The organism is Flavobacterium resistens (assembly GCF_900182645.1).
GTDB classification, from domain to species: Bacteria; Bacteroidota; Bacteroidia; order Flavobacteriales; family Flavobacteriaceae; genus Flavobacterium; species Flavobacterium resistens.
In genome coordinates, this window is sequence record NZ_FXTA01000005.1 from 60,245 (window position 1) to 78,471 (window position 18,227).

At 33.4% G+C, this 18,227-nt stretch carries 18 protein-coding genes and 1 riboswitch; of the genes, 12 read left to right on the forward strand and 6 right to left on the reverse strand.

The genetic code is table 11. From position 1 onward, the window contains the following. The first annotated feature begins 32 nt into the window (after window positions 1–32). The 5 genes from cobT to FN795_RS17260 all read left to right on the forward strand — a co-directional run bounded on the left by cobT (window position 33) and on the right by FN795_RS17260 (window position 6,373). Complete coding sequence (gene cobT / locus FN795_RS17240) at window positions 33–1,712, forward strand: nicotinate-nucleotide--dimethylbenzimidazole phosphoribosyltransferase (protein WP_142451791.1); 1,680 nt, start codon at window positions 33–35, stop codon at window positions 1,710–1,712. Window positions 1,713–1,847: 135 nt separating this feature from the next. Then, the gene (locus FN795_RS17245) at window positions 1,848–2,645 is read left to right on the forward strand and encodes an adenosylcobinamide-GDP ribazoletransferase (protein WP_142451792.1); all 798 of its coding nucleotides are present in this window, start codon (window positions 1,848–1,850) and stop codon (window positions 2,643–2,645) included. Next, entirely contained in the window at window positions 2,630–3,166 is a 537-nt protein-coding gene (gene cobC, locus FN795_RS17250; RefSeq protein ID WP_142451793.1) for an alpha-ribazole phosphatase, read from the forward strand. Before FN795_RS17245 ends, cobC begins: the two co-directional genes overlap by 16 nt. A 67-nt stretch (window positions 3,167–3,233) precedes the next feature. After that, a riboswitch (cobalamin riboswitch) is annotated at window positions 3,234–3,437 on the forward strand. Between the two features lie 27 nt (window positions 3,438–3,464). Further along, on the forward strand, window positions 3,465–5,318 hold the full coding sequence (locus FN795_RS17255; RefSeq protein ID WP_142451794.1) for a TonB-dependent receptor plug domain-containing protein: 1,854 nt from the start codon (window positions 3,465–3,467) through the stop codon (window positions 5,316–5,318). Window positions 5,319–5,323: 5 nt separating this feature from the next. Beyond that, window positions 5,324–6,373 carry an amine dehydrogenase large subunit gene (locus tag FN795_RS17260; protein ID WP_142451795.1) on the forward strand — a complete coding sequence of 350 codons (1,050 nt, stop codon included), beginning with the start codon at window positions 5,324–5,326 and terminating at the stop codon, window positions 6,371–6,373. Between the two features lie 73 nt (window positions 6,374–6,446). Here the strand turns inward: FN795_RS17260 and FN795_RS17265 are convergent, their stop codons facing one another. After that, window positions 6,447–7,919, reverse strand: a complete 1,473-nt coding sequence (locus FN795_RS17265) for a S41 family peptidase (protein ID WP_142451796.1) — start codon at window positions 7,917–7,919, stop codon at window positions 6,447–6,449. 164 nt (window positions 7,920–8,083) lie between these two features. Here FN795_RS17265 and FN795_RS17270 point away from each other — a divergent pair, with 164 nt between their 5' ends. The 5 genes from FN795_RS17270 to FN795_RS17290 all read left to right on the forward strand — a co-directional run bounded on the left by FN795_RS17270 (window position 8,084) and on the right by FN795_RS17290 (window position 10,802). Next, window positions 8,084–8,593, forward strand: coding sequence for an RNA polymerase sigma factor (locus FN795_RS17270; RefSeq protein ID WP_035649689.1), 510 nt, complete (start codon window positions 8,084–8,086; stop codon window positions 8,591–8,593). Continuing rightward, on the forward strand, window positions 8,580–9,038 hold the full coding sequence (locus FN795_RS17275; RefSeq protein ID WP_142451797.1) for a hypothetical protein: 459 nt from the start codon (window positions 8,580–8,582) through the stop codon (window positions 9,036–9,038). Before FN795_RS17270 ends, FN795_RS17275 begins: the two co-directional genes overlap by 14 nt. A gap of 16 nt (window positions 9,039–9,054) precedes the next feature. Then, window positions 9,055–9,582, forward strand: coding sequence for a DUF4252 domain-containing protein (locus FN795_RS17280; protein WP_035649692.1), 528 nt, complete (start codon window positions 9,055–9,057; stop codon window positions 9,580–9,582). A 2-nt stretch (window positions 9,583–9,584) separates the two neighbouring features. Further along, window positions 9,585–10,121, forward strand: coding sequence for a DUF4252 domain-containing protein (locus tag FN795_RS17285; RefSeq protein WP_142451798.1), 537 nt, complete (start codon window positions 9,585–9,587; stop codon window positions 10,119–10,121). Window positions 10,122–10,256: 135 nt separating this feature from the next. Beyond that, window positions 10,257–10,802 (forward strand): DUF6252 family protein, encoded by a 546-nt coding sequence (locus FN795_RS17290; RefSeq protein WP_142451799.1) that lies wholly within the window; start codon window positions 10,257–10,259, stop codon window positions 10,800–10,802. 337 nt (window positions 10,803–11,139) lie between these two features. Here FN795_RS17290 and carB read toward each other — a convergent pair whose 3' ends face one another. Next, on the reverse strand, window positions 11,140–13,995 hold the full coding sequence (carB, locus tag FN795_RS17295) for a carbamoyl-phosphate synthase large subunit (protein WP_142451800.1): 2,856 nt from the start codon (window positions 13,993–13,995) through the stop codon (window positions 11,140–11,142). Window positions 13,996–14,141: 146 nt separating this feature from the next. Then, a complete protein-coding gene (gene rpmH, locus FN795_RS17300) occupies window positions 14,142–14,303 on the reverse strand; it encodes a 50S ribosomal protein L34 (RefSeq protein WP_008464848.1) in 162 nt (53 codons plus the stop codon). Window positions 14,304–14,471: 168 nt separating this feature from the next. On the opposite strand from rpmH, the gene FN795_RS17305 reads away from it, so the two are divergent. Then, window positions 14,472–14,987, forward strand: coding sequence for a hypothetical protein (locus tag FN795_RS17305; RefSeq protein WP_035649699.1), 516 nt, complete (start codon window positions 14,472–14,474; stop codon window positions 14,985–14,987). A gap of 56 nt (window positions 14,988–15,043) precedes the next feature. Here the strand turns inward: FN795_RS17305 and FN795_RS17310 are convergent, their stop codons facing one another. Together FN795_RS17310 and FN795_RS17315 are read right to left on the reverse strand one after the other, a co-directional pair. Beyond that, window positions 15,044–15,541 carry a hypothetical protein gene (locus FN795_RS17310; RefSeq protein WP_142451801.1) on the reverse strand — a complete coding sequence of 166 codons (498 nt, stop codon included), beginning with the start codon at window positions 15,539–15,541 and terminating at the stop codon, window positions 15,044–15,046. A 4-nt stretch (window positions 15,542–15,545) separates the two neighbouring features. Continuing rightward, complete coding sequence (locus tag FN795_RS17315) at window positions 15,546–16,205, reverse strand: alpha/beta hydrolase family protein (protein WP_142451802.1); 660 nt, start codon at window positions 16,203–16,205, stop codon at window positions 15,546–15,548. 282 nt (window positions 16,206–16,487) lie between these two features. On the opposite strand from FN795_RS17315, the gene FN795_RS17320 reads away from it, so the two are divergent. Beyond that, window positions 16,488–16,793: a GNAT family protein gene (locus FN795_RS17320; RefSeq protein ID WP_133525279.1), complete on the forward strand. Its 306-nt coding sequence runs from the start codon at window positions 16,488–16,490 to the stop codon at window positions 16,791–16,793. On the opposite strand, the gene FN795_RS17325 is transcribed toward FN795_RS17320, so the two are convergent. Further along, the gene (locus FN795_RS17325; RefSeq protein WP_142451803.1) at window positions 16,790–18,220 is read right to left on the reverse strand and encodes an anion permease; all 1,431 of its coding nucleotides are present in this window, start codon (window positions 18,218–18,220) and stop codon (window positions 16,790–16,792) included. The two genes, FN795_RS17320 and FN795_RS17325, sit on opposite strands and share 4 nt — an antisense overlap. Window positions 18,221–18,227: the final 7 nt, after the last annotated feature.

An 18,227-nucleotide genomic window follows, 5' to 3' on the forward strand; every position in this document is an offset into this window, starting at 1 on the left:
TTGGGATTGAGGATTTAAAAAAATTGGAATTTATGACTAGTTTAGATGATATCTTAAAATCACGCCGCGACACACGCCATTTCACAGCCGATGAAGTTCCTGATGAAGTAATTCAAAAAGCTTTGCAGGCAGGGCATTGGGCGCCTTCTGTTGGGTTAACGGATGCTACCAGATATTATCTCATAAAATCTTCCGAAGTCAAAACAGCCATTAAAAACCTATTTTTAGAGTATAATAAAAAAGCCGAAGCGCTCACCGATAATCCTGAACAAAAAGAACTTTATCGTTCATTAAAATTAGAAGCAATTGAAGAAGCACCAATCGGACTGATAATTGCTTATGATCGTTCGGTTTTGAATCAATTTACGATTGGAACCGTTGGCAGCAATGAAGCGGTGAAATTTAGTTCGGTTTGTGCAGCACAGAATATTTGGCTTTCTCTTACAGAACAAGGCTACGGAATGGGTTGGGTTTCGATTTTAAATTATTATCAGTTTAAAAAAATTCTGGATTTACCCGAAAATATTGAACCGCTTGGTTATTTCTGCATTGGAAAACCAGCAACAAATTATAACAATCAACCGATGTTGCAGCAATTGCATTGGAAACAAAAATCGGAAACGCCAATTTGCGCAGAAATTCAAAAAGTAAACGAAAGTCCTGTTTCAGAAATCACAACTAATTTTGCATCAAAAAATAAAACTGAAACCAATTTTGACAGACTTCTTCAGGAAAAAATAGATTCAAAAACAAAACCAATAGGCGCTTTAGGAACTTTAGAAACGCTTGCTTTTCAAATAGCAACAGTTTTTGAAACTTTAACTCCAAAAATCATAAATCCAAATATGGTTGTTTTTGCCGCCGATCACGGAATTGCAAATCATGGCGTAAGCGCTTATCCGCAAGATGTGACACGCCAAATGGTGAATAATTTTCTAGACGGAGGCGCAGCAATTAATGTTTTTTGCAGACAAAACAATATTCAATTATCAATTGTAGATGCTGGTGTCAATTATGATTTCCCTACAAATGCAAAACTGATTGATGCTAAAATTGCTAAAGGAACACAATCTTTCCTGCATGTGCCCGCCATGAGCCAAACCGAGCTTCAATTGTGTTTTGAAAAAGGAAAATTAATCGTTGAAGAAATTGCCAAAACTGGTTCAAACTGCATTGGTTTTGGTGAAATGGGAATTGGAAATACTTCAACAGCTTCGGTTTTGATGAGTCTTTTGACCGGTTTTCCTATTGAAGAATGTGTTGGAAAAGGCACAGGAGTTGTCGATGAAAAATTAATTCAGAAACAGAATCTTCTAAAAAAAGCAATTGAAAATTATTCCGGTCAAGCCGAATTAAAAGAACAATTGGCTTTCTTTGGAGGTTTCGAAATTATGCAAATGGCAAGCGGAATGCTGACTGCCTTCGAAAATAAAATGCTGATTCTGGTTGACGGGTTTATTTGCAGTACTGCATTTTTAATTGCAACCAAAATCAATCCTGAAATTATAAAAAATGCCGTTTTTTGTCATTGCTCTGCTGAGAATGCACATCAAAAACTACTTCAATATTTGAATGCAAAACCTATTTTGAATTTGGATTTACGTTTGGGAGAAGGAACTGGTTGTGCAATTGCTTTTCCAATTTTAAAATCGGCCGAGGCTTTTTTGAATGAAATGGCTAGTTTTGAAAGTGCTGGAGTTAGTCGCAAATAAACCCCAATTGTCATTTCGACCAAAGGGAGAAATCACAATCGAAACTCGACAAAGATTGGCAATTTCTGTGTGGAATTTCTAGTGTGATTTCTCCTTCGTCGAAATGACAAAACTGAATTAAAAATTATTTTTTAAATGAAAAAAGAACTCCACATCTTCTTCACCTGTTTAATGTTTTACACCCGAATTCCATGTCCAAAAAACATTACACATCATCCTGATTATTTAAACAAAGCAACACGATATTTTCCTTTTATCGGTTGGATTGTCGGAAGCATTTCATTTCTGGCTTTTTATCTTTCTTCTCTTTTTCTTTCAATAGAAACGGCTGTAATTTTTGCTATTATCGCTTCTGTTTTAACAACCGGTGCATTTCATGAAGATGGTTTTGCAGATGTTTGTGATGGTTTTGGCGGCGGTTGGACCAAAGAAAAAATTCTGATGATTATGAAAGATAGCGCAATTGGAGCTTATGGAGCAATTGGATTGGTTTTGTTGTTTTTGGCCAAATTCAAATTGTTTTCTGAATCTCTTCTAATTTTCAAAAATGACAACAACTATTTTCTACTATTCTTGTTATTTATTTCAGCTCATTCTTTAAGCCGTTTGGCTGCAATCAGTATTATTTTTACTCATGAATATTCAAGAGATGATGCTACAAGCAAAAGCAAACCAATTGCAAAAAATCATACCTGGAAAGAAATTTTCGGAGCCTTTTTCTTCGGATTAATTCCGTTGCTGGCACTCTCCTATTTTTCTTTTGAAATAAAAACGATTCTGATTTTGATTCCTGTTTTTTTGACAAGGTATTTTTTAGCAAGATATTTTCAAAAATGGATTGACGGCTATACGGGAGATTGTCTCGGCGCAACGCAACAAGTCTGCGAAGTTATTTTTTATTTAAGTCTTCTTTTTATATGGAAATTTATCTAGTTCGCCACACCGAAACAGTTTGCGAAAAAGGAATTTGCTACGGACAATCAGATGTTGATATTGCAATTCCTTTTGATATTATTTTTAATGAAATTGTTTCGCAACTACCTTCTGAAGTAATTATTTATTCTAGTCCGTTGAAGCGTTGTGTGACTTTGGCAAAACACATTCAAAATAACATCAAAACAATATCCTATCAAGAAGATGACCGATTAAAAGAAATGAACTTTGGCGATTGGGAGCTGAAAAACTGGAACGAAATTCCGCCCGAACAACTCAATCCCTGGATGGAAGATTTTGTAAATATTAAAGTTTCAAACGGAGAATCTTTTGTGGAATTGCACAATCGGGTTGGCGACTTTTTGTTGAACGAAATTTCGAAAAACATAAAACATCCAATTATTATTGTTGCACATGCCGGAATCATTAGAAGTATCTTATGTCATCAAACTTCATTACCTTTAAAAAAGGCTTTTCAAAATAAAGTTGATTTTGGCCAAGTCATTAAAATTGAGCTTTAATAATGCTTTTGTTCAGAATTTATCTGAAAAAGTAAAACAAATTTGAAAATTCAATAATTTTAACTTTATCTTTGCACAAAATTAAGGTTGTGTTTTAATAAAAAAACACATTAAAAGGGAATCAAGTAAAATCTTGAGCTGTACCCGCAACTGTAAGCTTAGTTCTGAAAAGAATGCTTGTTGTAACTGCAAAGCCACTGCTCGCCCCGGCGAATGGGAAGGCAAACAACAAGACGCAAGCCAGGAGACCTGCCTTTGAAACAAAGATCGAACTCTCGGGAAAAAGAGTGTAGAAATTATGACTTTAAAAAAATATTTCGCTTTTAGTTTATTGTTGTTGTGCCAGTTTATTTGGGCGCAGAAAGATTCTATTACCAGTCTGAAAGAGGTTTTGGTTTCCGATTCAAATCTTAAAAAATACTCTGCTTCGCAATCTGTTTTAAAACTCAATGATTCTGTTATCAATAAAAATGAAGCTTTATTGACAGATTTATTAAATTTTAATTCCACTATTTATTTTAAAGAATATGGTCGTGGAATGCTTTCGACAGTTGCTTTTAGAGGAACGACTTCGTCACAAACAGCAGTTATTTGGAATGGAATCAACATCAATTCCCAAATGAATGGAAGTACTGATTTCAACACTATTTCCGGTTCCGATTATAATTCTATTAGCGTAAAAGCCGGTGGTGGAAGTGTTATTTATGGAAGCGGTGCCGTGGGTGGAACTGTCCATTTAAATAACGATTTGGCATTTTATAATCGTTTTGAGAATAATTTAAAACTTGATTACGGAAGTTTCAATACAATTGGAATCAATTATAAAACCAATATTTCGAACGAAAAATGGAGCGCACAAATTGGTTTCTCAAAAAACAGCTCGACAAACGATTATAAATACCTGAATAGATATACCTGGAAAGGAGAACAACGTTGGAACCAAAACGGACAATACGATGTTATCACACTGAGTGCCAATTTGGGATATAAATTTGATGCAAAAAACAGTTTGAAATTATACACTCAGACTTCAAACACTGACCGAAATACTTCTTTAATAACTGAAACTGAAACTCCAAGCAAATACATAAACGGTTTCAATAGAAATCTACTGGAATATGATGGTGATTTTGGCAAGTTTAAAGCCAATTTCAAAACGGCATACATTTTTGAAAACTACCAATATTATCCTGATAATTCTCTTAATCAGTACACTTACGGAAAAACAGAAAGCTTAATTACTAAGGCTGATGTGGGATATACAATTTTCAAATCAACTCAAGTAAATGGAATTTTAGATTATAACCGAACTAAAGGCTACGGAAGTGGTTTTGGAGATAACACAAGAGAAATCAGTTCTGCGGCATTATTAGTAAAACAAGATTTTTCTAAAGATTGGAAAAATGAATTTGGTATTCGAAAAGAATTCACAGACAATTATAAATCGCCAGTTTTATTCAATTTAGGCTCTTCTTATCAATTTGGAAAACTGTATAATTTAAAATTGAATTTGTCCCGAAATTTCAGAATCCCGACTTTCAATGATTTGTATTGGGAAGAAGGCGGAAATCCAGATTTGAAACCAGAAAGTTCGTATCAGGCGGAAATTGGAAATGTTTTTACTTTTAAAAACATTTCGCTTACGCAAACACTTTATTACATCAAAATTACCGATTTATTACGATGGGTTCCAGGAAGCGGGGGCATCTGGAGGCCAGAAAACACAGACAAAGTAAACAGTTATGGCGCTGAAACTTTGTTAAGTTGGAAAAAACAATACGGTAAAAATTATTTTGGAGCCAATGCCACTTACGCCTATACGGTATCAGAAAACACAGAAACTGACAAACAGTTGTTTTTTGTTCCATTTAATAAAGTAACGACCGCTGTGTCGTATTCAAGAAACCGAATTTCAGCATACTACCAATTCCTTTACAATGGATTTGTATACACGCAAGCAGATAATGATCCGAATGAAATAGTTGATGCTTATACGGTTTCAAATATCGGAATCGATTATGATTTTAAATTTTTGAGTTCTTTCAAACTTGGATTTCAAGTATTAAATCTTTGGAACGAAAATTATGAAAGCCTTGAAAACAGACCAATGCCCGGAAGAAATTTTAATTTGTACATAAACCTTAAATTTTAAATATAATGAAACTAACTAGATTATTTTTATTAGCAATAAGCGCATCGCTTTTTGTTTCTTGTTCTAACGATGATGATAATGACCCAAAGGGAGTTTATGATAAAGGATTTTTCATCTTAAACGAAGGAAATTCTGGTGGTGGATCAGTTTCTTTTGCAAGTGATGATTTAGCCAATTTTACAGCTGATGTTTACAAAACTGCAAATGCTGGAGATTTCGCTGGAGTATATCTTCAAAATATCTTTTTTGACGGAGATAAAGCGTATATCATCGCTGGTGGATCTAACGTAATTAATGTTGTAAACAGATACTCATTTAAATTAATTGCAAAAGTTGACAGCGGACTGGCAAACCCAAGATATGGTGTTATAAAAGATGGAAAAGCATATGTAACGAATGCAAACACGTATTCATACAGCAATCCTGCAACTGGTGATACTGATGATTATATTGCTGTAATTGATTTAGCTACTAACAAAGTAGAATCTAAAATTGAATTGAAAGCGACTGCAAACCGAATTTTATTAGAAAACGGAAAATTATACATTACAGATTCTTACAATGACAAAGTATTGGTTGTAAATCCTACGACAAAAGCATTAGAAACTCCTGTGACAATTGGTTACAGTGGAGACAGTATGGAAGTTAAAGATGGCATTTTATATGTTTTGAGAGCTCCTTACGGAGATAACAGAAGTGAAATTGTAAAAGTGAAACTATCTGACAAATCAGTTACTAAAATCACTTTCCCAAAATCTTTAGACAGAGCTGGGTATTTAGATATTTACAATGATAAAGTTTATTATACTTCTAACAAATCTGTTTATGCAATTAGCCCTTCTGCAACTGAAGCGTCTACAACACCAATTTTAACTGCGAGTCTTCCAACTGGTGGTTCTATTTATGGTTTTGCTGTAGAAAACAATAAAATTTATATTGCTGATGGTGGTGATTTTAGTTCAAACAGCAAAGCTTACATCTACAACTTAAGTGGTGTATCACAAAAAGAATTAACTGTAGGAGTTGGACCAAATGGTTTTTACTTCAACAATTAATATACCTTTATTTTTAAATTAGTTTTTGGATTTTTTTTGAAAAAAAGGCTTTCATTTCTGAAAGCCTTTTTTTTTATTTTAATGATTTTGAAAATCCTTTTGGAACAGTTTCAAGATACATTTCATTTCGTAATCCGTTGATTTTTTTCGAATCGTCTATATAAGGCAAAATTAGGCTTTTGTCGGTTTGAAGCTTTTTAGCTGTTGCTCCAGTAATTTTTGAAATTGCTAAATTCAACAATGGTTCAGAAGGATCTCCAAGAACTCCGTAAGTACTTACATGTTCTAACTGCATATATGTAGGAACTAATCCTGAAGTATAATCTCCAAAATCCTGAGCATTGGTAATTTTAAAGACCAACGGCTGCATTGCATATTTATGATTTGGATTTACATTTGATTTCGTAAAAGTTGGTGAATCATAAACAGTAAATGAACCAACATTTTTTCCAATAGTTGTTTCGCCAATCTGAACAACATCAATATAAGGCTTTAAGCCATTAACAACTAATTCACTTGCCGATGCCGTGCTAGAAGTTGTCAAAATATAAATCTTTGATAAATTCAGACTATTTAATGCTGTTCCATCAATGTTCGTGACAAATCTCTGATTCAAAGACTCCAAATCTTCAGTAGTCATTGTTGCCATCAATTTTAGATTGTATTGCTGTTTCGAAAATATTTTTCCGTTAAATTGTCCTGTAATCATACTTGCCAAACGAGTTGATGTACGTACAGACCCGCCTCCGTTATATCTTAAATCTAAGACTAAATCTGTAACGCCCTGTGCTTTTAATTCGCCAAAAGCCTGATTTAGTTTAAGATCGTAATCCGAATAAAAACCATTGTACATTAAATACCCAATTTTACGACCTCCAGATGTAATTACTTTATTAATTAAAATTGGATTTTCTTCTAAAACTGTTTTAGTCAAAGCAACTGTTTTTCCATTCAAAACAAAAGCAGAACCATTATAATCAGCAAGATTTAAAGTATAACTATCTGGAGCTAACAACAATGACTGATAATTAGAAACTGTAAGTTTTGTACCATTCACTGCCGTAAATAAATCACCTCTTTTTATGGCTTTAGTTGAAGCATCAGAATTTGGAATAATATAACGAACATAACCAACCACATCATTTGAGCCGTCAGCAACTCTTGAGAGTTTAAAATCAACACCATTATTTTTTGTGATTCCGTTAAGTTCTTGCTCTAAAACAGTATAATCATCAACAATCCAGCTAAAACGGTCAATTGCCGTTGCAGGATATTTACTGATTGGTTTATTTAATAAATCTTGAAATAATTCTTTTGGGTCTGAATATCCAGCTAAATAAGAGTTTAATTCTGCTTGAGTGCTAAACCTATCATCGGCTAAATTTGGCACATCGGCCTGCCACAAATAAACTTCATTTAATCCTTTCCAGATAAAATCATTTACTTGTAAAGTTGCCGGAGCTTCTACATCATCCTGATCTTCACAGGACTGTAAAGTAAAGGCAAGCAAAAAAATTAGTAGTAAACTCTTTAATATTGTTTTCATAAAAAATGTTCTTGGTAATCTATTAACGTAAAAATACTACCTTTAGTTTTAACTCTATCAAGTTTATTTCATTTTTTCTTCATTTTTTTTTTTAAAGTGGCTGTAACAAAAATAATAGTGCCTCGTCTTGACTATATAAGCTAACGCAAAACCAACCAAATTTTATGAATCAGAATGTGTTTATAGAATTAATTAATCCTTTCAAAGACAAAGTTTTTCGTCTGGCAAAAAGATTGCTTACCAGCACTGAAGAAGCTGAAGATGCCACTCAGGAAGTGATGGTGAAATTATGGAACAAAAAAGACAATTTGGATTCCTATAATAATATCGAAGCAGTTGCCATGACAATGACAAAAAATTATTGTCTGGATCAATTAAAATCTAAAAGAGCCGGAAACCTTAAAATTGTGCACAACAATTTTACAGACCGAGAACCTCAATTAGACAAAAAATTAGAAGATTCTGACAGTTTGGAATGGGTCGAAAAAATTATAAATCAGCTGCCAGAGCAGCTCCAAATATTAATTCAACTTCGCGATGTTGAGCAATATGAATTTGATGAAATTGCGAAAATTGTCAACATGAATGAAACGGCTATTAGAGTAGCACTTTCGAGAGCGAGAAAAAAAATTAGAGAATCAATGGTTAACACACACAGTTATGGAATTAGATAGAATAGAAAATATATTAGAAAAATACTTTCAGGGAGAAACTACTATTGCTGAAGAAAATGAATTAAAAGACTATTTTTCGTCTCCAAATGTTGCGCAGCATTTAGAGCAATATCAGCCAATGTTTGGATATTTCTCTCAGGTAAAACAACAAAAATCAACGCAGGAAATTCCACTACAAACTAAGAAACGAAATGTGGCGTGGTTATCGATTGCAGCATCTGCAGTTGTTTTACTCGGAATTGGGACTTATTTCTTTGTCAGCGAAAAAGATACAGCTCCGGCTGTAGTGCAGTCAGAATTAGGAACCTATGATAATCCAGAAGAAGCTCTCGCAGCAACGCAAAAAGCTTTGGCACTATTATCAAACAATGTTAATGTAGGTATTGAAAGTGTGCAATACATTAACGAATACGAACAATCAAAAAACAAAATCTTTAAACAGTAATTAAATTCAATCAAAAATGAAAAATCTTATTATAACTCTAGTTTTCGCCTTTTTCACACATTCATTCTATGCACAAGGCGCTTTTGACAAATTTGACGGTCAGGACGATGTAACATCAGTAATTGTAAACAAAAAAATGTTCGATTTAATGAGCAAAGTAAAAGTTGATGCTTCTGACAAAGAAACGCAGCAATACATCAATCTTATTAAAAAATTAGATTACCTAAAAGTGTTTACAACTAAAAATCCTAAAATCGAAGCCGATATGAAAGCTTCTGCAGACAAATACATCAAAACTGCAGGTCTTGAAGAATTAATGCGTGTAAACGATAGTGGTAAAAATGTCAAAATAATGGTAAAATCTGGAGCAAGCGACACGCAAATCAAAGAATTGCTGATGTTTGTTGACGGTGCAAAAAATGACGAAACAGTTTTATTATCTCTAACAGGTAATTTTGACCTAAACGAAATTTCAGTATTGACAGACAAAATGCAGCTTCCTGGTGGAACTGACTTAAAAAAAGCCTCTAAAGGCAAAAAATAATCATGAAAACACGTGTTTTTACCTTAGCCCTTATAGCATTGCTGACTTTGATAAGCTGCAATTCTGAACCTTCATTGCAAAAATATTTTGTTGAAAATAATGAGAAAAAGGATTTTATTGCAATTGATGTTTCCTCTAATATTTTAAACATTGATAAAGCAAAATTATCAGCAGAGCAAGCAGAAGCCTTAAAGTCATTTGACAAAATGAACATTTTAGCTTTTAAAGCAACAGATAAAAATCAAGCCGAATTTGAAACAGAACGCACAAAAGTAAATGCCATTTTAAAAAACCCTAAATATCAGCAATTGATGAAAGTGGGTTCTGGCAAAGACGGCGCTTCAATAAGCTATGTTGGCACAGATGAAAACATCGAAGAGTTTGTAGTTTTTGCCAACAGAAAAGAAAATGGTTTTGCCGTGGTCCGTGTTCTCGGAAAAAACATGAATCCGAATAACATTATGACAATTATGTCGGTTCTGCAAAAATCAAAAATCGATATGGAACAATTGAAGCCTTTGCAGCAATTGATTAAATAATCATCAATCTTACTTTTATAATCAGAAAAAGCTCCAAATAATTTTGGAGCTTTTTTTTATGCCTCATTACGTTTTACCGTAAAATAGATTATAATCGTTTAGCTACTTTTGGATTTTAATCCAAAAATCAACCTAATGAAAACACCAAAAATTCTGTTTCTTGCTCTAATTCTTGCCTTAAACAGCTGTTCAAGCGACACCTCAACTCCAGACGAAACTACACCAACATCAACATTCGCAATGACAGCAAAAGTTGACGGTACATTGTGGGAAATGCAAAATCCGTTTGGTTCAGATTATGCTACAAAAACACTATTTGATATGTATCCGGCAGAACAATATATTCTTTTACAAGGAAGAAACAGTAATTTTGTAGATGAAATCAGACTTTACATTAAGAGAAGCGATCTAAAAATTGGAACATATCCTATAACAAAAAACACGTTTGATGCATCTAAAACACAAGTTGAGATCTCATTCAATACTAAAGGAAAAAGTCAATATCCTGTTAATGGCTCAGTATCAATTACAACAATTGACTTAAGTGCTAAAAAAGTAACCGGAACATTTTCATTTAATTGTGTAGATGATGATGCTAAACCAATTAGCGCAACTAATCCTATTACAACAAAAGTAACGGAAGGTACTTTTAATTACAGATATGATGTAGCAGGGAAATAATTCTGATATATTTCCATATAAAAAAAGCTCCAATTAATATTGGAGCTTTTTTATTAAATAAAATTTCTAAATTTATTGTAATGTTTTAAAACGAAGTCAAATGCATAGATATATAAAAATTGGTCTTTTATTGATTTTTTCAAGTATTCTAATGTGGTTTTTAGGTATAAGCTTATTTACAAGCAACAGTCACATCAATTCAGTTTTAAGCTTTCTCGGGCAAATTTCATTTATAATATGGCTTCCAACATTTTTAGTTGGTTTATTTTTTTTGTTACGCCCTAAAAACAAAAAAGACCCTAAATAATTAGAGTCTTTTTATATTAGCAATCTGAGATTATTTACTCAAATACATTTTTCTTCTAGAGTACAATTCGTAGAATTGATCGTCTTTTAAGTCGTCAATAAACAAGATACTTTCTCCTGTTGATTTCATTTCTGGCCCTAATGCTTTGTTTACATTCGGGAATTTGCTGAAAGAGAAAACTGGTTGTTTGATTGCATAACCTTTTAATTGTGGGTTGAAATCAAAATCAGTTACTTTATTATGACCTAACATTACTTTTGTAGCATAGTTTACATAAGGTTCTCCGTAAGCTTTTGCAATAAACGGAACTGTTCTTGAAGCTCTTGGATTTGCCTCGATGATGTAAACCGTATCGTCTTTAATCGCAAACTGAATATTGATCAAACCAACAGTTTTTAAAGCTCTGGCAATTTTATGCGTATGATCTTTAATCTGCTGCATTACAAACTCTCCTAAGTTGAAAGGAGGCAAAGTAGCATTACTATCTCCAGAGTGAACACCGCAAGGCTCAATATGCTCCATAATTCCGATAATGTAAACATTTCCATCAGCATCACAGATTGCATCGGCTTCAGCTTCGATTGCTCCGGCTAAATAGTGATCTAAAAGCAATTTATTTCCTGGAATCGTTTTCAATAAATTGATAACGTGCTCTTCTAATTCTTTTTTGTTGATTACAATTTTCATTCCCTGACCTCCTAATACATAAGAAGGACGAATCAATAATGGGAAATCTAATGTATCTGCAAGTGCAGAAGCTTCGTCAGCAGTTTCAGCAATTCCAAATTTAGGGAAAGGAATATGTAATTCAGTTAATAAATCTGAGAAACGTCCTCTGTCTTCCGCTAAATCAAGTGCATCAAAACTAGTTCCGATGATTTTCACTCCGTATTTAGAAAGTTTATCAGCCAATTTCAATGCTGTCTGACCACCAAGCTGTACAATTACACCTTCAGGTTTTTCATGCTGAATGATATCATAAATATGCTCCCAGAAAACTGGCTCGAAGTATAATTTATCAGCCGTATCAAAATCAGTCGAAACCGTTTCAGGATTACAGTTGATCATGATAGTTTCATAACCGCATTCTTTTGCTGCCAAAACTCCGTGTACACAAGAATAATCAAACTCAATTCCTTGGCCAATTCTGTTTGGTCCTGAACCTAAAACGATGATTTTCTTTTTCTCCGTTACAATACTTTCGTTATCTACATAACGCTTACCATCTGCTTTTTCAATTTCAGCTTCAAAAGTTGAGTAGTAATAAGGAGTTTTTGCTTTAAATTCTGCAGCACAAGTATCAACCAATTTAAACACACGGTTAATATTTTGATCCATACGCAAAGCATGCACTTCACTTTCCAGGCAATTCATCATGTGAGCTAATTGTCTGTCAGCAAAACCTTTTTGTTTCGCTTCAAGCAATAATTCTTTTGGAAGATTTGAAACCTTATAGTTAGAAATTTCTTTTTCTAAAGTATAAAGTTCTTCGTATTGTTTTAAGAACCACATATCGATTCTTGTAATTTCATGAATACGGCTCAACGGAATTCCCATTGCGATCGCATCATAAATTACAAAAACACGATCCCAACTTGCGTAAGTCAGTTTCTCAATAATTTGTTCGTAGTTTTTGTATCCTTTTCCGTCAGCACCAATTCCGTTTCTCTTAATCTCTAAAGATTGAGTTGCTTTGTGAAGTGCTTCCTGAAAAGAACGTCCAATCCCCATAACTTCACCAACAGATTTCATCTGAAGACCTAAAGTTCTGTCAGAACCTTCAAATTTATCGAAGTTCCAACGAGGTATTTTTACGATTACATAATCTAAAGTTGGTTCAAAAAGAGCCGAAGTAGATTTTGTAATTTGGTTTTGCAACTCATCTAAGTTGTATCCTAAAGCTAGTTTAGAAGCGATTTTTGCAATTGGATAACCAGTCGCTTTTGATGCTAAAGCAGAAGAACGAGATACACGAGGGTTGATCTCGATTGCTACGATATCTTCTTTTTCATCTGGAGAAACTGCGAATTGTACGTTACATCCTCCTGCAAAATTTCCGATACTTCTCATCATCAAAATTGCGTAGTCACGTAATTTTTGGAAAGTTGTGTCAGATAAAGTCATTGCTGGTGCAACTGTAATTGAATCTCCAGTATGGATTCCCATTGGATCCATGTTTTCGATAGAACAAATAATTACAACGTTGTCATTTTTATCTCTTAGAAGCTCTAATTCGTATTCTTTCCATCCCATTAAAGCTTTATCGATCAAAACTTCGTGAATTGGAGAAGCTTCAAGTCCACGAGTTAAAAGCTCATCAAAATCTTCTTTTTTGTAAACTACCGCTGCTCCAGTTCCTCCTAATGTAAACGAAGGACGAATTACAAGTGGAAAACCAAATTCCTGAGCAATTTCTTTTCCTTCTAAGTAAGAAGTAGCCGTTTTTGCAGGTGCAGTTGGAACATTTATTCTTTCTAAAAGCTGTTTAAACTGCTCTCTGTCTTCTGTAATATTAATTGCGTTTACGTCAACTCCGATTAATCTTACTCCGAAATCCTGCCAGATTCCTTTTTCCTCAGCTTCCAAACACAAGTTCAAAGCAGTCTGACCTCCCATTGTTGGTAAAACAGCATCAATTTGTGGATGTTCCTTCAGAATTTCAATAATCGATTTTGTAGTTAAAGGTTTCAAATAAATATGATCGGCCATAGATGGGTCGGTCATAATCGTTGCTGGGTTCGAGTTAATCAAGATAACTTCAATTCCTTCTTCACGAATCGAACGTGCAGATTGTGATCCTGCATAATCGAATTCGCAAGCTTGACCAATAACAATAGGTCCTGAACCTATTATTAAAACTGATTTTATTGATGTGTCTTTAGGCATTTTGTATGTATTGTGTAGTTATATAAGTACTTTAAAAAACTTTTCTAGTATACTAAAAACTAGAAAGTTGAGAAAATTTTTACCGACAAGGTATAAAAAAAGGCGATACTAAAAAAGTAATCGCCTTATGTATGTTTATACAAACATTATTTTTTGTGTCTAGGCTCGCTAGAAACAGTTAATTTATGTCTTCCTTTTGCTCTTCTACGCGCTAGAACTTTTCTTCCATTCGCAGAAGCCATTCTGTCCATAAATCCGTGCTTATTTCTTCTTTTTCTTTTCGATGGTTGAAATGTTCTTTTGCTCATTGCTTTGTATCTTTAAAAATGGTATCTAATTAACTCGTTCTTGGTTTTGAATATCGTTGCTCAAAAACCGAGTGCAAATATACAAAGACTTTTTTTTCTGGCAAGCACTTTAATAAAAATATTTTTAATTCATTTTACTATATTTGCAATCACAAATTTACATTAATTATGTTTCACAAAAATATTAAACTAATTTTAGCCGGACTTCTTGTTGTAGCTGGCATTTGGCAATTTACAGAAAGTAATATCGGAAATGGAATCTTTCTTATATTATTGACTGCAATTCCAATTTTTCTTTACTTTAAAAATGAATTTATCCTTTTAGCCTTCCTTAAATTAAGAAAACAAGACTTCGAAGGAGCTAAAAGCTGGTTGGCATATATTAAAAATCCTGAAGCGGCATTAGTAAGAAAACAACAAGGTTATTTCAATTACCTTCACGGAATTATGTTATCTCAAACTAATCTTATTCAGGCTGAGAAACATTTCAAAAAAGCAATTGAACTTGGTTTATCTATGGATATGGATTTAGCAGTAGCAAAATTAAACCTTGCAGGAGTTGCAATGTCAAGAAGAAGAAAACTTGAGGCTACAAATTTATTAGCTGAAGCTAAAAAACTAGACAAACAAGGAATGCTGAAAGAGCAAATTTCTATGATGAAAGAACAAATGAAGAAAATCTAATTTTTTCAAATCATAATATTTAAAATCCCAAATTCTAAAAAAGAGTTTGGGATTTTTTATTTTAAAGAATCAACAACAAATGTTGATGGCACTTTCATTATAACCATTTTGTTTATTTCTTCCAGATCAATTTTTTTATTCGTTTTTATAAATTGATGAATAGACTTAATATTATCTAATGATTTAGCAAAAAGCCAAAATTGATTTGGTCCATTATGCCCATGAATCTTAAGTTTTCTTGTTTGATTTCCATCCTTTAACACAAAAGCATTAGTTTCTCCATCCTCAACCTGACTTTCATAAGTATCCTTATTTGGAAAAATTAGCGTATCTAAAACATCTTGAATCCTTTCTTTTTCATCTCTGTTTAAAACCGTAAAGAATGTTTCTTCTTTAAAACCATAAACATCCACATAATAAAGTGTATCAGAAGAATTAAACTTCAAATAATAGGATTCATGAATATTCCATTTAAAAAAAGTGAAATCAAAATCTTTTTTTGGAGATTTACATCCCGTCAAGACTAAAACGAGAACTATAGTTAAGTTTTTCATTTTTTTAATCCTCCAATATAATCGAAGGCAAATTCTCATTCAGCCATTTATACTTATTGAGAATCATAATATGTGTTCCGCCTTTTACGACAATACATTTATTGATATACTTTATAGGAAAAACATCATCCTGATCGCCGTGAATATGAATCACATTATCATCAACTTCATTTCGATCCCATAAAATAACTGATTCTACAGCCCACTGCAGATAATTAAGATCTCGTACAGCTAAAAATTTCTCGTATAATTTGATGCGCTTATTTACCTTTTCTCCGAAAGAATATTTAGCCAGATTTTCGATATTCAAAATCAACTTCATCGGAATTAATTTGTAGGCTTTTGTTGTTTTTCCAATTTTCATTCTTCTCGGAAATTCAACATTACTTCTGACACTTGAAATAATAATTACCTTTTGAGCCTTAATATGTTTCGAAATTTCCTGAACCAAAATTCCGCCAAAAGAAACTCCAATCAAAACCGGATTTTCATGTTTGATATTCTTTGTAATTCGAACTGCATAATCAGATAAAGATTCTTTCGGCTTAGGAATCTCCCATTCAAGTAAATGAGTTTCAAAGATAGATTCATCTAATTTAATTCTTTCAAAAATAGCAGGACTAGCCGCCAAGCCAGGCATAAAATAAACAGGAATTTTACTCATTTGTCAAAAAAGGTATTTTAATTACAAATCTTAATTTCAAGATAAATTTACTTTTTTTAACAATATGCACAGCAAATCTTACACCATAATACATATTAAAACAAATAAAATTACAAAATATTCAAAAAAAAGACGTTCTAAAAAAATAATTTCATATTGAAAATCAAATGATTAACTTTGCATTCCAAATCATTCATGTTTAACATTCTTACATAAGTATTTAAACAGAATAACGCCCTAAATCTATTTTATATTTTAAACCTGCTAAAAAAATGACAAATTATGGAATCAATTGAAACTACATTGGCAATTAAAGACAACACTTTTGCGAGACAATTTGAAACTTTAGCTCCAGAAGGAATGCTTTCTGTTGAATATTCATTTCAAGAAAAGAAAATTTTCCTAACCAAAATCAACACACCTGAAGGTTACGACAATCAAGCCGTACTTGACAACATGCTGAAAAACATCATGGAATTAAATACAGAAAAAAAATTCAGAGTTGTTCCTATTCACCCAAAGATTGTTACTTTTTTCAAAAAAAACCCAAAATACAAAGAATTGCTTCCTCCAGGAATCAGGATTTAAAAATCACCAATTAATCGGAGCCACAAACCTCCTATTACCATATAGATAAAAAGCATAACTAATCCAGTTATCAGGCCTTTGACCCACCAGCTTTTTAGGTCGACATAACCACTTCCGAAAAAGACTGGTGCCGGTCCATGTCCGTAATGTGTTAAAGTTCCGTATATCGATCCAACGAAACCAAGCATAAAAGCAAGGAGCAAGCCCGGAATTCCAAGCGAAACTCCAACTCCCAACAAAGCTGCATACATTGCTGCAACGTGTGCCGTTGCGCTTGCAAAAAGATAGTGGCTAAAAAAGTACACCAATATAATAATAGGAAAGGCCATTTGCCAGCTTAGCCCTCCAATTTCAGCTTTTACCAAATCACTAAACCACGCAATAAAACCTAATTCATTTAGCGAACTTGCCATCATTACTAAAACCGAAAACCAAACAATGGTATCCCAAGCGCCTTTTTCGGCTTTGACATCATCCCAAGTTAAAACTGAGGTTAAAAGCAAAATTACCAATCCAATAAACGCAGTTGTAGTTGCATCTATTGAAAACAGATCGCCTGTCATCCATAAAAACAATAAAATAAAGAAAGTCAACAACATCATCCATTCATTTCGCGTAATTGCCCCCATTTCTTTAAGTTTTTGAGCTGCAATTTGAGGTGCATCTCCAGTTTTCTTCAATTCTGGCGGATAAATTTTATAAAGTACAAACGGAATTACAAAAAATGAAACCAAACCAGGAACTATAGCGGCAGTTGCCCAAGAAATCCAAGTGATTTTTATTCCGAGATTTAACGCAAATTTTTGACACATTGGATTACTCGCCGTACCCGTCAGAAACATAGACGACGCGATCAAATTTGCATTATAACTATTTAAGGTAAGATATGCACCTAATTTTCGATGCGTTTCTGGCTTATCCGGCATCGAACCAAAACTCATTGACATAGACTTCATAATTGGATAAATAATCCCTCCTCCACGAGCTGTATTACTTGGAACTGCAGGAGCCAAAACCAAATCAGCAAGTCCCAAACCATAAGCAAGTCCGAGCGAGCTTTTGCCAAATATTCGAATAAACAAAAAAGCAATTCTGTTTCCTAAACCTGTTTTTATAAATCCTCTCGCAATAAAAAATGAAATCCCGATAAGCCAGATTACTTTATCGCCAAAACCTTTCAGTGCCAATGTTATAGACTTTCCAGCATCACCAGGCGCTAAAACCTGAGAAAAAGCTGTTAATGCAATAGCAATCATACACATAGTTCCCATTGGGGCTGCTTTCAGGATAATCCCTAAAATGGTAGCAACAAAAATGGCGAACAAATGCCACGCTTCGGCAACAACACCGTTCGGAGCAGGAATTAACCAAATTGCAACTCCCACAGCAAGTGTGATTATAGTTTGGGGAATTTGTACTTCTTTCATAAAAACA